The sequence below is a fragment of the Yinghuangia sp. YIM S09857 genome (assembly GCF_051388915.1).
Classification (GTDB): domain Bacteria; phylum Actinomycetota; class Actinomycetes; order Streptomycetales; family Streptomycetaceae; genus Yinghuangia.
The window spans coordinates 65,565-79,285 of sequence record NZ_JBPKBH010000027.1 but is presented as its reverse complement, the minus strand read 5'-3'; the positions used below and the strand labels follow the sequence as shown (position 1 = coordinate 79,285).

Sequence of the window (13,721 nt, the reverse complement as noted above, 5' to 3'; positions counted from 1 at the left end):
GCCGCAATGGGTTGCGCGCGCTACCAATCTCGCTTGAGGTTTTCGACGAGTTCTGATCATGTGCGGCGCTCGGCCGGGGCAATGCGGCACCACGTCTGGGTATGGCATGGCGCTGACGTGCGACGTTGCGTCCATGGGCGCGGTCGCCCGCGCCGGTGGCGACTCGTGCGCGAGAAAGAAGGAGGACCGCCGCAGGGGTGGCGGCGGTCCTCCTTCGGCGTGCGGCACGGGAGACCAGGCCGAGCATATTTTGCGTAAGCGTTACGCGCGTGATGCCCTGACGCGACCATCGGTGACGGTGCCGTGGACGGCGAGTGGCGCTCGTCGGCGAAACGGTCGGGGACGGGGGAACGGCATGGGTTGCCCCATCAAGTGCCGTCAGATTGCGGGGCTGTGCCTAGGCGGACGCGGACACGGACACGGATGCGGATGTGGACGCGTGTGCGAGGGCGAGCAGGTGTTCGCGGTCGTCGTCGGAGAGCGGGGCGTACAGGAAGAACTGGCTCATGGGCATGGGAGCGGCCATGCGCAGCAGCCGGGCGTTCTCCTCGGCCTCTTCCTCGTCCTCGGGGGCCGGGGCGGCCGCACTGAGCCTGGTGGTGAGCTCCGGGCCGACGACCGGATGGGCGAACCATTCGCCGAGCGAGGACTCGATCGTGAGCGGCCGGGCCTCCGGTGTGTCGCCGGGAAGAGTGATGACGGCTTCGGCCGTGACGTCGGTGGCGCTGTCGGCGATCTGGACGGTGTACTCGCCGGCCGCGACAGCCCATCCCGAGTGCTCGACGTCGTAGTAGGCGAAGGCACGTCGGTCGAGTGCGAACGCCACGCGCCGCGACTCGCCCGGTTCCAGCGCGACCTTGGCGAACGCGCGCAGCTCGCGGGCGGGCCTGCGGACCGGGCCGGCGGTGGTGGACACGTACACCTGGACGACGTGCTTGCCCGCGCGGGTGCCGGTGTTGGTGACGGTCACGGCCACTTCCGCGGTGTCGTCGCCGGTCGGGGCGGCCTCCAGGCCGGCGGTCGTGAAGGTGGTGTAGCCGAGCCCGTGGCCGAACGGGTAGCGGACCGGCAGCCCGATGCTGGCGTAGTGGCGGTAGCCCACCATGACGCCCTCGCCGTACCGCACATGCCCCAGCTCACCGGGGAAGTTCAGGTACGACGGGTTGTCCTCCAGGCGGAACGGGATCGACTCGGCGAGCCGCCCGGACGGGTTCGCGACGCCGAACAGCAGGTCGGCCAGCGCGCCGCCGCCGGCCTGGCCGAGCAGCCACCCTTCGAGGATCGCGTCGACGTCGTCGTGCCATCCTTCGAGCGAGACCACGCCGCCGTTGGAGAGGACCACGACGGTGCGCCGGGCGACCGCCGCGACGGCACGGATGACCTCGACCTGCGCGGCGGGCAGGTCGATCGTCTCGCGGTCGTAGCCCTCGGACTCGTCCGCCTCGGCCAAGCCGGCGAACACCACTGCCACATCCGCTTCGCGCGCGGCCGCCACGGCCTCCGTGCGCATGGCCTCGTCGGTGCCCTTGAGCGTGAAGCCCTGGGCGAAGCGCACCGTGTCCGGGCCCGAAGCGAGCGCCCTGATGGCGTCGAGTGCGGCGTCGGTGCGGGTCGCGTTGATGTGCGAGCTCCCCCCACCCTGGTAGCGCGGGGCGGTCGCGAACGAGCCGATCACCGCGATCCGCGCGGTGCTCGCCAGAGGCAGCGTACCGCCGTCGTTCTTGAGCAACACCGCGCATTCTGCCGCGAGTTGTCGGGCAAGGGCGTGATGGGCGTCCACGTCGAAGTCCCCGGACGACCCGGTCTCCGCTCCGGTCGCCGTGGCGGCCAGCGCAAGGATCCGCTGCACGCTCCGGTCGATCACGGATTCGTCCAGCTCGCCCGAGCGGACGGCTTCGAGCACCGAGGCCTCGCCGACGCCCCAGTCCATCGGCATGGCCAGGTCCAACCCCGCGTTGAGTGCCGCCACGCGGTCGTGCACCGCGCCCCAGTCGGAGACGACCAATCCGTCGAAGCCCCACTCGTCGCGCAGGACTTCGGTCAGCAGCCACGGATTCTCGGCGGCGAACACGCCGTTGACGCGGTTGTACGAGCACATCACCGTCGCGGGCTTCGCCTCCGTGACCACGCGTTCGAACGCCGGGAAGTAGATCTCCCGCAGCGTGCGCTCGTCGACGTCCGCGCTGACGTGGACGCGGTCGTCCTCCTGGTTGTTCGCCGCGAAGTGCTTCACCGACGCCCCGGCGCCCGAGGCCTGCATCGCCCGCACGTGCGCGGCGGCCAACACCCCTGAAAGCAGCGGGTCTTCGGAGTAGTACTCGAAATTGCGACCGCACAGCGGCGAGCGCTTGATGTTGACGCCGGGGCCGAGGACGACGTCGATGCCGTACGCCCGAGCCTCTCGCGCGACCGCCTCGCCGACCCGGACGGCCACGTCCGGGTCCCAACTGGACCCGACGGCGACCGCCGGAGGGAAGCAAGTTGCCGGTCGGCTCTCGTTGATTCCCAGGTGGTCCGCCGCCGTCCGGGGCGGCCGAACTCCGTGCGGACCGTCGACGAGCACGATGGGCGGTATGCCCGCCTCGCCGATCGGATGGCTGGTGGTGTGGTCCCGCCCGGTCAGGATCTTTGCCTTCTGCTCAAGGGAGAGGTCGGCGGGGTCGGTGGTCGGCACGGGGAGTCCTTTCGGTGGTTCGACGCGCTCCGCGATCGGGCGTCACGCGAGGCAGGCCGGTGCTCCGGACATGGGTGTTCCCAGGGAGCCGACACGAAGGTAGCGCGCGCTACTCGGTGGCAGGCTATGATGCGCGAGTAGCGCGCGCAACATGCGCCGAGGTTTGGAAGGGGAACCAGTGCCGGATCTGGCCGCCGCCCGCCGTGTCACGGCCGTGGACATCGCCAAGGAGGTCGGGGTTTCCCGCGCCACCGTGGGTTTCGTCCTCAACAACACCCCCGGCAAGAAGATCTCCGAGGCAACGCGCGCCCGCGTTCTCGACGCGGCCACCCGTCTCGGCTATCAGCCCAACCGTGCCGCGGCCGACCTCGCCCGTGGACGCAGCAAGATCATCCTGCTGGTCCTGCCCGGTCGGCTGCTCGGGCCCAGTTTGCAGGCATCTCTCGACGAGAGCGCACGTATCCTGGCCGAGGCGGGATATGCGCTGGTGACCCAGACCGGTGCGCCCGGCGGCGCCCCGCCGCTCTGGGAGACCCTGAACCCGGACATCGTCATCGGATGGACCACCTTCAGCGACGATGAAGTGGCCTCCATGCGCGTTGCGGGCGTGCGGCGCGTCCTCCCGCCCCCCGGCGAGTCCGCACGCTACGACCAGGCCCCGGGCGTCTCCGAAGGTGCGCGGATGCAGGTCGATCACCTGCACGAGCTGGGACACCGGCGGATCGCCGTCGCCTCGCTCGCCGATCCCCAGATGCTCGACCTCCAGCGCACGCGCGCCGAGGCCGCGGTGAAGCGCGCCGAGGAGCTGGGCATGGAGATGGTCGGAGTCCGTTCGGTCAGCCACGCCGACGGATCGTCCGGCGAAGCCGTGCGCGCATGGGCCGCCGACGGCGTCACCGCCGTCGTCGCGTACAACGACGATGTCGCGGCGACGGTGGCGGGAGCGGCGATCGACGCGGGCATGCGCATCCCCGCGGACCTGGCCGTGATCGGCCATGACGACAGCCCCATCGCCGAGTTGTTCCACCCGCCGCTGTCGAGCGTGCGGATGGACATCATCGAAGCCTCCCGGTACCTGGCGGCCGTCGCCCTGCGCGAAGCCGACGGCCGACCCATGACGTCCACGTGGACCGAGCTCGACTCGACGGTGGTCCCCCGCGCCTCGACCGTCGGCCGACCCCAGACCGGGTGACCGGCCGCGTGGGCGCGCTGAGTCCGTTCCGCGGACCGCGTCAGCACGACTCCGGGGACGTCGCGCGTTGAGGTGGTGCCGCCGCAGGTCGGGCAGCGGCGCCGGCACCGCGCCGCGCTGATTCCGGTTCGCCGCGGCAGAGGCTTCGGCTCGACTCGCGAACGACCAGTTCGGGGCGCAGCACGACCTCTCGGTGCCGGTGGCCGGAAGGCGCGTCTTCCCGGGCTTCCGACAGGAGCAGTTCGGCGGCCGTGCGGCCGATCTCAAACGCCGGTTGGCGTACCGAACTGAGCGGGACGGCCGCGGCCGCCGCGAACTCGATGTCGTCATAGCCGACAACGGCGATCTCGTCCGGGACACGTACGCCCGCAACAGACAGCGCCTGCAACACGCCCAGTGCCAGCAGATCGTTCGCGCAGAACACCGCTGTCGGTCTCGATGGCAGGCCCACGATGCGGGCGCCCGCGTCTCGACCGGCGGCCACGTTGAGGCCGTACGAGTCGACGGCCAGCAGGGCGTCGTCGGGGAGACCGGCGTGTCGGACGGCGCTCCGGGCTCCGCTGAACCGGTCGAGTACCTGGGGGAGCGCCGTCGGGCCGCCCACGTAGGCGATGCGCTCGTGCCCGGCGGACAGGAGGTGGCGCGCCACCTCGGCACCGCCATGAGCGTTGTCGACTGAAACGGAACAGCCTTCGTCCCGCGGCATCGAGCGGTCGACGAGGACGAAGGGGATGCCGTGGCCCTGGAGGGCGTCCACGGCCCGGCCGCGGCCGTCGGCGGGAGTGAGCAGGACGCCGCGTACGCCCTGTTCGGCGACCAGGGACAGGTACTCGGATTCCTCCGACCGACTGCCGGCGCTGTTGCAGACCATGACGCCGAGCCCTGCGCCGCGCAGCACCTGCTCGGCGCCTCTCGCGACCTCGGCGAAGAACGGATTGGCGACGTCCAGGACAAGCATGGCGACGATGCGGCCGGATCCGGTGCGGAGCTGGCGCGCAGGCTCGCTGCGGACGTATCCGAGGCGCTCGATCGCCTCACGGACGCGTTCGCGGTACTCGTCCGAGACCGCGTCCGGGTTGTTGATGACATTCGAGACCGTGCCGACCGAGACACCGGCCAGGCTCGCCACGTCCTTGATGCGGACCCTTGCCGCCATGCTCCCCCCACGGGCTGTCGACGCGAATACTCGGTCGAATCACTGGGAACGGCGGCGCGCCGCGGCACGGCGCGAATCTGCGTGTTCGCTTTCCCGGCGCGGAACAGCCGAGACCTGGTAGCGCGCGCTACTTCCGGCCGTCACCATACGCATTTGGTCCGATCCCGCGCAAGGGCGCTCCGCGGCCGGTGCGGTTGCCGCATGCGGAGACCCGACTCCGCTCGTGCTCAGTGAGCGATCGAGGGCTCTGCGAACAGGGGCTGCTCGGCCCAGATGGTCTTGCCGGACTGCTGGTATCTGCTGCCCCAGCGGCGGGTGAGCTGGGCGACCAGGAACAGCCCGCGACCGCCTTCGTCCGTGCTGCGCGCACGGCGCAGGCGCGGTTGGGTGTTGCCGGGGTCGGACACCTCGCAGACGAGCACGTTCCCGCGGATCAGCCGCAGCGTGATCGGGCCGCCTCCGCCGTAGCGGACCGCGTTGGTGACCAGTTCGCTGACCACGAGCTCGGTGGTGAAGGCGAGTTCGTCCAGGTCCCAGGCGGTGAGCTGGGCGGCGGTCAGATCGCGAGCCTGCGCGACGCACGCGGGGTCGGCGGGCAACTCCCAAGCGACGCTGTCGTCGTCGGCCAGCGGGTGGACGCGGGCCATCAGCAGCGTGGTGTCGTCGTCGCGCGGGCTGTCGGCCGCGGCCTCGACCAGGTCGTGGCCGGCTTTGTCCAAGTCCCGGTGCGCGCAGTCGAATCGCTCGATCTGCTTCAACAGCCCGCGCATGCCGCGGTCGAGATCACGGTCAGGGCCGGTGACCAAGCCGTCGCTGTACAGCACCAGGACGCTTCCCGGGGCCAGTTCGATGTCGGTGACCTCGAACGGCATGCCGCCGACTCCCAGCGGTGGTCCGGGCTCCAGGTCCACGTACCGCGCCCGCTCGTCCGGCGCGACCACCGCGGGGGGAGGGTGCCCGGCCGAAGCCATGCGGCAGCGGCGCGAGACCGGGTCGTAGTCGACGTACAGGCAGGTCGCCCCCGCGATCGCGGCGGGGCCGGCGCGTTCGTCGGAAAGCCGCAGGATCAGGTCGTCCAGATGGGTCAGCACCTCGTCAGGCGGCAGGTCCATGTCGGCGATCGCCTGAACGGCGGTCCGCAGCCGCCCCATGGTCGCGCTCGCCCCCAGGCCGTGGCCCACCACGTCGCCGACGACGAAGGCCAGCCGCAGGGAGGACAGCGGGATCACGTCGTACCAGTCGCCCCCGACGCCCGCCGCGGAGGCGGTCGGCAGGTACGCGCCGAACGTCTCGGCGGCCGGCTCGTCCGTGCGCCCCTCGGGCAACAGGCTGTGCTGGAGGGCCAGCGCGACACGGCGCTCGCGCGTGTAGCGGCGGGCGTTGTCCACACTCAGCGCGGCACGCGACGCGACCTCTTCCAGCAGCCGGGCGTCGTCCTCGTCGAAGGGCTCCGGGCGTTCGGTACGCCACAGTTGCACTGCTCCGAGCAGGTGGCCGCGGGCGAACAGCGGAACCGCCAGGATGCTGTGGCCGCCCGGCGGTATGATCCGGCGCAGCATTTCCGGCGGCAGTTCCGGCGCCGCGACCAGGTGTGGAGCCAACAGCGTCACACCCCTCTCGAAGGCCATGATCTCCGGCCTGCCGACCGGGACCAGCGGCGCCTGCCCGACCTGGACGAGCTCGGCCGGCCATGACGGCCCGGTCTGGGCGACCGCCGTCCGGATCGACGGCGTGTAGCCCGTGTCCGGGTCGCGCATGGGCTCCTCGCCGATCAGGACCGCCTCGGCCAGGTCCACCGCCGCCAGATCCGCCCAGCGCGGCACCAGCAGGTCCGCCAGCCGCCGGGTGATCTCCGTGACATCCAGGGAGGCGCCGAGTGTCGCCGCCGCCTCATGCACCATCGCGGCCCGCGATTCGGCGCGCACCTGCTCGGTCGCGTCGTTGAAGGTGACCAGCAGCCCGAGCGGCCGACCGTCGTACGGAGGGATGCGGAAGACCGCGAGCCTCAGCTGCAACTCGCGGCCGTCCGTGGCACGGGCGGTGAACAGCTCCTGCCCGATCACCGGAGTGCCCGACGCCAACGTCTCCCGGAGGAGCGGCCGGGCGTCGTCGAGGCCGAAGGCGCCGAACACCGTGTCCGCGTGAACGCCGATGCGGACCGGAGCATCCCGGAAGAGCTCGGCGTCCTCGTTGGCGGCGATCACCCGCAGCTCGGCGTCCAGGACCAGGAGCCCGATGGAAGCCTGCGCGAACACGGCCGCTGCAAGGTGCTCCGCCCACTCGGGCGGCAGCCCGAGGCCCGCTACCAGGCGACTCTGTTCGTGCACGATCAGACTGCTTTCACGACCCCGCCGGAAACTTTCGGACATCCCCAGTATCGTCCCGTGGATCTCGACGGGGCAGGCCAAGCAGGTGCGGCCCCACCCGTTCGCTTCGCGCGCTACCCGAAGGCGCGGGTGCCGATGGCGTGCCGGGCGTCCTCAAGGATGCGCATGAGGGCCACTGAGGCGTCCAGAGGCACGGTCGCGCTCTCCGTGTGGCCTCGGAGCACTCGATCCCGAACCTCACAGGCTCGTGCGGCGAACGCGGCGTCCGAACTGTCGATCAGATGCCGTTCTTTCCGTCCATCCCGCAAGACGGTGAGGCGCGTCGCCGCGTGGAACGGCGGCGCGATGACGAGTTCGCCCGCCGAGCGGACGATGCGGCCCCTCATGGGCAGTCACTGGGTGAGCGACGTGCGCAGGTCGGCTTCGGCCCCTTCCGTACGCGGAGGGGGCACCGAGTTTGGAAGCCAGGCCTTCCGCCCTCGACAGGTCCCGCGAGCCGACCGCGGCAACGCGCATGCCAGGTTGCCGGGCGATGATCACGCCCACTTGCTCGGCGACGGTCGCGGTCGCCGCTATGCCCCAGGAGAATCTGCTGTGCCCGGCGGTCTTGGTGTGCCTTTCGGTTCGGCCGAACTCGCTTGTGTGAGCATGGGTTGCGCGCGCTACCTGAGCATCGTAATCTACCTGCGATTAGCACGCGCTACCCGTGAAGACCGCCGCTGTCCGCGGCCTCGCCGGGAACGACCGCCGACAAGTGAAAGCCATCTGAATGAACCCAGACATTCGTGAGTCGTCCGGCCGGGAACCGTGGGACGCGCCCGAACTCACGTCCCTGAACCGACTGCCGATGCACGCCGTTCCACATCCCGAGAGGCTGCTCCTCGACGGGGTCTGGGACTTCCAGCTTCTGCCCGACCCACGCGCGGAACGCGCCGCCGCATGGCGGAGCATCGATGTACCCGGCCTGTGGACGATGCAGAGCACGGAAGACCGGCCGCACTACACGAACATCGCCATGCCGTTCGACGCGCCGTACCCGCACCCGCCCCGGGACAATCCGACCGGTGTGTACCGCCGTCGGTTCACCACGGGGGAGTGGGCCGGCCGACGCGTGGTCCTGCACGTCGGTGCGGCGGAAAGCGTGCTGCTGGTCCGGCTCAACGGCGTGGACGTCGGGGTGGGCAAGGACTCGCACCTGGCGGCGGAGTTCGACGTCACCGATTACCTGCGCGCCGGTGACAACGAGGTCGAACTCACCGTTGTGAAGTGGTCGGACGCCAGTTACGTCGAGGACCAGGACCAGTGGTGGCACGGTGGCATCCCGCGCTCGGTGTACATCTACACCACCGGCACGACCTACCTCGCGGACCTGCACGCGGTCGCCGACTTCGACCCGGAGAGCGGCAAGGGCGCCCTCTGCGTCACCGTGGACGTCGCCGCGCGGCTCGGCGCCGTCCCCGACGGATGGACGGTTCGTGCGCGCCTCGCCGCTCGGCCTGAACCCGTCGAGGCGACGGTTCCGCCCACGCGCTCGGTGGTCGTGCCGCCCCGGGAGTCGCCCGGGGACTACCCGGACGATCCGCCGGCGTCCCAGGTTCCCGACGGGGTGTTCGACCTGCTGACGCTGTATCCGGCGGGTGCGTCGCTGACGGACGAGGAGCGGGCCGTCGCACGTATGGTCCACGAGAGCGCATTCCCGCCCAGGGGAGGGCACGTCCGCCTGCGCGCCGACGACCTCGATGTCCGGCCCTGGTCCGCGGAAGACCCGCAGTTGTATCCGCTGGACGTCGAACTCGTCGCCCCGGACGGGGAGATCGCCGAGCGGGCGACGATCCGGGTGGGGTTCCGGCGGGTGGCGGTCCGCGGCCGGGACCTCCTGGTCAACGGCCGCCGCGTATGGATCCAAGGGGTCAACCGGCACGACTTCGATCCGCGTACCGGCCGGGTGGTCTCCGAAGAGCGGATGGCGTCGGAACTGGCCCTGCTCAAGCGGTTCAACGTCAACGCGGTCCGCACGTCGCACTACCCGAACGACCCCGTCTTCCTGGACCTGTGCGACGAGTACGGCCTGTACGTCGTCGACGAGGCGAACATCGAGGCGCACGGCCACGCCGCCACGGTGTGCGCCGACCCCCGGTACCTGAGCGCCTTTGTGGACCGCGTCTCGCGCATGGTGCGCCGCGACAAGAACCACGCGTGCGTGATCATGTGGTCGCTCGGCAACGAGAGCGGCTACGGCGTCAACCAGGACGCCGCGGCGGGGTGGGTGCGTTCGTACGACCCGACGCGTCCGCTGCACTACGAAGGCGCGATCAGTGCCGACTGGCACGACGGCCACCGGGCCACCGACGTGGTCTGCCCGATGTACCCCACGCTGGACGCGCTGCGGGCGTACGCGGCGCATCCGCGCGCCGACCGCCCGGTGATCCTGTGCGAATACGCGCACTCGGAGGGCAACTCCACCGGCGGACTCGCCGACTACTGGGACCTCTTCGAGTCCACGCCCGGTCTCCAGGGCGGATTCATATGGGAGTTCGCCGACCACGGCCTCGACCCCGCCGGCGACGGCCGCCACCGCTACGGAGGCGACTTCGGGGACCTGCCCAACGACGGCACCCAGTGCATCAACGGCGTGGTGTTCGCCGACGGCAGCCCGCAGCCCGCGCTGTACGAGGCCCGCCACCTCTTCGCCCCGGCGCGAGTGGTGTCCACAAGGACCGAAGCGCAGCAAGGGCGGGTGGTCCTGCACAATCGCCGGACCTTCCGTGACCTGGCGAACCTGACGCTCGACCTCCGGGTCGAAACCCTCACCGGCCCCGGAAGCGTCGTCACGGTCCCGGCTCCGCCGATCCTTCCCGGCGACGAAGGGGCAGTGGAACTCCCCGCTTCGGTGGTCGCCGCGCTGGTCGAACCGGACGCGGTCGCGCTCACCCTGACGCTGCGTCTCGCGGACGCCGAAGCCTGGGCCGTCGAGGGTACGGAGATCGCCTGCCTCCAGGTGCCGCTGGGCATACCGGCCGCCCTGCCCGCCGTCGGCATCCCCACGGGCCGTGTGCTCGTCGACGAAGAGGGTTTGCTGACGCACCCTTTGCTGAGTACGCCGCCTGCCCTGTCCTTGTGGCGGGCGCAGACCGACAACGACCTGTCGCCCTCGCTCGACCGGCGCGCCGTCCGCTCCGGGCTCTTCCGCGTCACCCGCACCCTGGCGGACCTGACCGTCACCGGCCCGACCGCGACCGTCGTCAGTCGGTACACCGCGGCATACGGCGCGACGATCGAACACCGCCGGCGCATCACCGCGGTCACGGACACCTGCTTCCGCTTCGCCGAGACGGTGGTCGTCCCCGGCGAACTGGACGACATCCCCCGGCTCGGGATCACCTTCGCCACGATCGCCGGATTCGAGCAGGTGTCGTGGCTGGGACTCGGACCCCACGAAACGTACCCCGACCGCAAACGCTCCGGCCTGCTCGGCCGGTTCACCTCCTCGGTCGACGCGCTGGCCGTGCCGTACCTGCGTCCGCAGGAGAACGGCGGCCGGGCCGACGTCACCGAACTCGTCCTCACCGCCGAGGGGAACCGGCGCATCACCGTCACGACGGACCGGCCCATGCAGATGAACGTCTCCCACTTCCAGCCCGCCGACCTGGAGGCGGCGCGCCACACTTGGGAACTCAAGCCGCGCCCGGAGACCTTCGTCCACCTCGACCTCGCCCACCGCGGCCTCGGCACGGCCGCCGTCGGCCCCGACACGCACCCGAACCACCGCGTGCGTGCCGGGGAATACCACTGGACCTGGCAGCTCGAACTCGGGTGACGCCGAACACGCGCGGGGCGGTGCCCTTCCGATGTGGAGGGGGACCGCCCCGCTCGGTGTGGAGGTGTGGAGGTGTGGAGGTGTGGAGGTGCGGACGTGTGGAGGTGTCGAGGTGTGGCGGTGAGGCCGTGCTTTGCGTGTGGGGCAACCGCTTCAGCTTGAGGCGGTGCGGAAACCGATGCCGGCGTCGCAACGCTCGGTTCCGGTCACCCGCGGCCGCGGTCCGCGGTCCGCGTTCTCAACTGACGATGTGCTCCTCGGGCTTCGGCCCGCGCATCACATCGTCCAGGAGTCGACCAGTAGCCAGGGGTTGGAGACGACGACGCGACCTTTGCTGTTCTGGTAGTAGCTGCCGACGCTGGGGTGGCTCCACACCCGCTGTTCCAACGCGCGCTCGACGATCTCGTTGTAGGTGTCGCGGGCGTCTTTGCGGGGTTCGATGGCGCGGGCTCCGCGTTCGTGCAGCCGGCCCAGACAGCCCAATACGTGGTCGGCCTGCGCCAACGCGGTTCAGGCCCCGGCCGTGGCCGATTCGATTGCGGTGAGCAGGTCCGGTGACAGCACGGTGAGCGCCTCGGCGTTGGCGGCGACCTGCGCGGCGGATGTCGCGCCCACCAGCACGGACGGCACCGACGGCTGCGCAGCGAGCCATGACAACGCCGCCCCGGCCATGGTCAGACCGGCCTGGTCGGCCAAGTCGCGCAGGCGCTCGACGACCGCGAAGTTCTCGGGTGTGGCCACGGATGTGAAGTACGGCAGCGACGCGAGCCGCGAGCCCTCGGGATAGTCGGCACCTTGCCGGTACTTGCCGGTCAGCAGTCCCGACGCGAGCGGGAAATAGGGGATGACCCCGACCCCGAAGTATGCGGCGGCGGGTACAAGTTCCCGCTCGGCGTCGCGCGTGAGCAGGTTCCATTCGGCCTGGACGGCGGCGAACTGCCCGAGACCGTTGGCGCGTCCCACGTGGACGGCGTCGGCGAGCTGCCAGGCGGCCAGGTTGGACGCCGCCGTGTAACGCACCTTCCCGGCGCGCACGAGATCGTCCATCGCGTGCAGGGTCTCGTCGACCGGTGTGTCGGGGTCGGGGTAGTGCTGGTAGTAGAGGTCGATGTAGTCCGTGCCGAGCCGACGGAGGCTCTGCTCGCAGGCCCGGACGATGTGTCGTCGTGACGACCCGCCGCCGTACGGACCGGGCGCGATCGGCGCCCCGAACTTCGACGCGATGACGACGTCGTCGCGCCGGTCGCCGAGAGCCTTGCCGAGAATCTCCTCGGATTGGCCCTTGGCGTAAATGTCCGCGGTGTCGAACAGCGTGACACCGGCGTCCAGCGCGGCGCCGACGACCTCGGTTGCCGCAGCCTGGTCGATCTTCATGCCGAAGTTGTTGCAGCCCAGTCCGAGGGACGACACCTTGAGGCCCGATTGGCCGACGTTCGAGTACTGCACATGTGCTCCTTGGTCAATGGCGGAACGGCTCGGCCCTGAACCTCAATCGGCGGCCAAGTGGTTGTAGGCACCCCGTAGTTCGCGTTTGAGGATTTTGCCGCTGCTCCGCGAACCCGGCGGCGGCCCGCGAGACCGGCGCGTCCAACTCCGCGAACGACTGCCGCAACCCCTCGAACACGACCGCCGTCTTGTCCGGAGTCTGCACGGCAGAACGCGCCGACCGGTCCGCAGGCCCGTGACGCCGGGCACGAACGGCGGGTAGCTGCAAGGGCGTTGTCGTCACGTGTAGGTACTCCTGTGGTGGGGACCGCTTGGCCGGTGTGTCGCGCAGTATATGTGTAACTCATACGCGAAACCTGGGTGGCGCTGAGTACCTTGGCATCTAAACATAGTCATGATAGCTATGAAAAGAAGCCGACCGGGTTCCCGGAGACTTTCGTGGAGGGCCGCGCGGCCGGCGCACCGGGACGAACTCGCGGAACTGCTCACGGCCGTTTTTTGCATCGCCCCCGTCCGGGGCTGGGAGAGCAGGCTGTCGGATGCGGGGATCGCGTGCGAACCCGTCAATCTCGCCAACGGAGTAACGAATGTTCGATCTCAAGGGCAGGACCGCTCTCGTCACCGGTTCCGGTCAGGGCGTCGGCGCGGGCATCGCCGAACTGCCGGTCGCTCAGGGGGCGCAGGTCGCGGTGAACGACATCGACCTCCTTCGGGCCGACGAGACCGTGCGGCGCCTTGGCGAGGCCGGACACGCGGCGGACTCCCTTCCGTTCGATGTGACCGACTACGACGCGGTGCGGGAAGCCGTCCACAGGTTCGAGCGGCGTGTCGGGCCGGTCGACATCCTGGTGAACAACGTGGGCAACGCGATCGCCCTCGGCCTGATCGATCCGGCGGCGAGTGGCCGCGAAGCGAAGCACACTCGCGAAAGGCCGCCCGGCTGCCGGTGGGACGCATGGGAGTTCCGAGCGACCCCGCTTCCCTGTGCGCGTACCTGGCCTCCGAAGAGGCGTCGTCGACCGGGCAGACACTGCGCCTCAATGGAGGGTCCCACACCTCCTGACGCGCGCCACGCCGCGGCGCCTGTGGTGGACGCCGCGCGTGGCCGG

The 13,721-nt window shown here is 70.4% G+C and carries 9 protein-coding genes; 3 read left to right on the top strand and 6 right to left on the bottom strand.

Translation table 11 applies throughout. The features are described from left to right. Positions 1 to 397 precede the first annotated feature (397 nt). Complete coding sequence (locus ACRX5S_RS36975) at positions 398 to 2,674, bottom strand: glycoside hydrolase family 3 C-terminal domain-containing protein (RefSeq protein ID WP_436777626.1); 2,277 nt, start codon at positions 2,672 to 2,674, stop codon at positions 398 to 400. 178 nt (positions 2,675 to 2,852) lie between these two features. On the opposite strand from ACRX5S_RS36975, the gene ACRX5S_RS36970 reads away from it, so the two are divergent. Further along, entirely contained in the window at positions 2,853 to 3,866 is a 1,014-nt protein-coding gene (locus tag ACRX5S_RS36970) for a LacI family DNA-binding transcriptional regulator (protein WP_436777625.1), read from the top strand. A 40-nt stretch (positions 3,867 to 3,906) separates the two neighbouring features. On the opposite strand, the gene ACRX5S_RS36965 is transcribed toward ACRX5S_RS36970, so the two are convergent. From ACRX5S_RS36965 to ACRX5S_RS36955, 3 genes are all read right to left on the bottom strand, one after another. Continuing rightward, positions 3,907 to 5,022: a LacI family DNA-binding transcriptional regulator gene (locus tag ACRX5S_RS36965; protein ID WP_436777624.1), complete on the bottom strand. Its 1,116-nt coding sequence runs from the start codon at positions 5,020 to 5,022 to the stop codon at positions 3,907 to 3,909. Between the two features lie 227 nt (positions 5,023 to 5,249). After that, on the bottom strand, positions 5,250 to 7,349 hold the full coding sequence (locus ACRX5S_RS36960; protein WP_436777623.1) for a SpoIIE family protein phosphatase: 2,100 nt from the start codon (positions 7,347 to 7,349) through the stop codon (positions 5,250 to 5,252). 113 nt (positions 7,350 to 7,462) lie between these two features. After that, entirely contained in the window at positions 7,463 to 7,735 is a 273-nt protein-coding gene (locus ACRX5S_RS36955) for a hypothetical protein (protein ID WP_436777622.1), read from the bottom strand. A gap of 383 nt (positions 7,736 to 8,118) precedes the next feature. On the opposite strand from ACRX5S_RS36955, the gene ACRX5S_RS36950 reads away from it, so the two are divergent. After that, a complete protein-coding gene (locus ACRX5S_RS36950; RefSeq protein WP_436777621.1) occupies positions 8,119 to 11,166 on the top strand; it encodes a glycoside hydrolase family 2 TIM barrel-domain containing protein in 3,048 nt (1,015 codons plus the stop codon). A 276-nt stretch (positions 11,167 to 11,442) separates the two neighbouring features. Here ACRX5S_RS36950 and ACRX5S_RS36945 read toward each other — a convergent pair whose 3' ends face one another. Together ACRX5S_RS36945 and ACRX5S_RS36940 are read right to left on the bottom strand one after the other, a co-directional pair. Further along, positions 11,443 to 11,649, bottom strand: a complete 207-nt coding sequence (locus ACRX5S_RS36945) for a hypothetical protein (RefSeq protein ID WP_436777620.1) — start codon at positions 11,647 to 11,649, stop codon at positions 11,443 to 11,445. Between the two features lie 27 nt (positions 11,650 to 11,676). Next, entirely contained in the window at positions 11,677 to 12,612 is a 936-nt protein-coding gene (locus ACRX5S_RS36940; RefSeq protein WP_436777619.1) for an aldo/keto reductase, read from the bottom strand. A gap of 587 nt (positions 12,613 to 13,199) precedes the next feature. Here ACRX5S_RS36940 and ACRX5S_RS36935 point away from each other — a divergent pair. Then, the coding region (locus tag ACRX5S_RS36935; RefSeq protein WP_436777618.1) for an SDR family NAD(P)-dependent oxidoreductase at positions 13,200 to 13,721 on the top strand (522 nt) is incomplete at its 3' end.

Coding starts and splice junctions, on each gene's coding strand:
- ACRX5S_RS36965 (WP_436777624.1), bottom strand. CDS start 5,022: ATGGCGGCAAGGGTCCGCATCAAGGACGTGGCGAGCCTGGCCGGTGTC.
- ACRX5S_RS36950 (WP_436777621.1), top strand. CDS start 8,119: ATGAACCCAGACATTCGTGAGTCGTCCGGCCGGGAACCGTGGGACGCG.
- ACRX5S_RS36955 (WP_436777622.1), bottom strand. CDS start 7,735: ATGAGGGGCCGCATCGTCCGCTCGGCGGGCGAACTCGTCATCGCGCCG.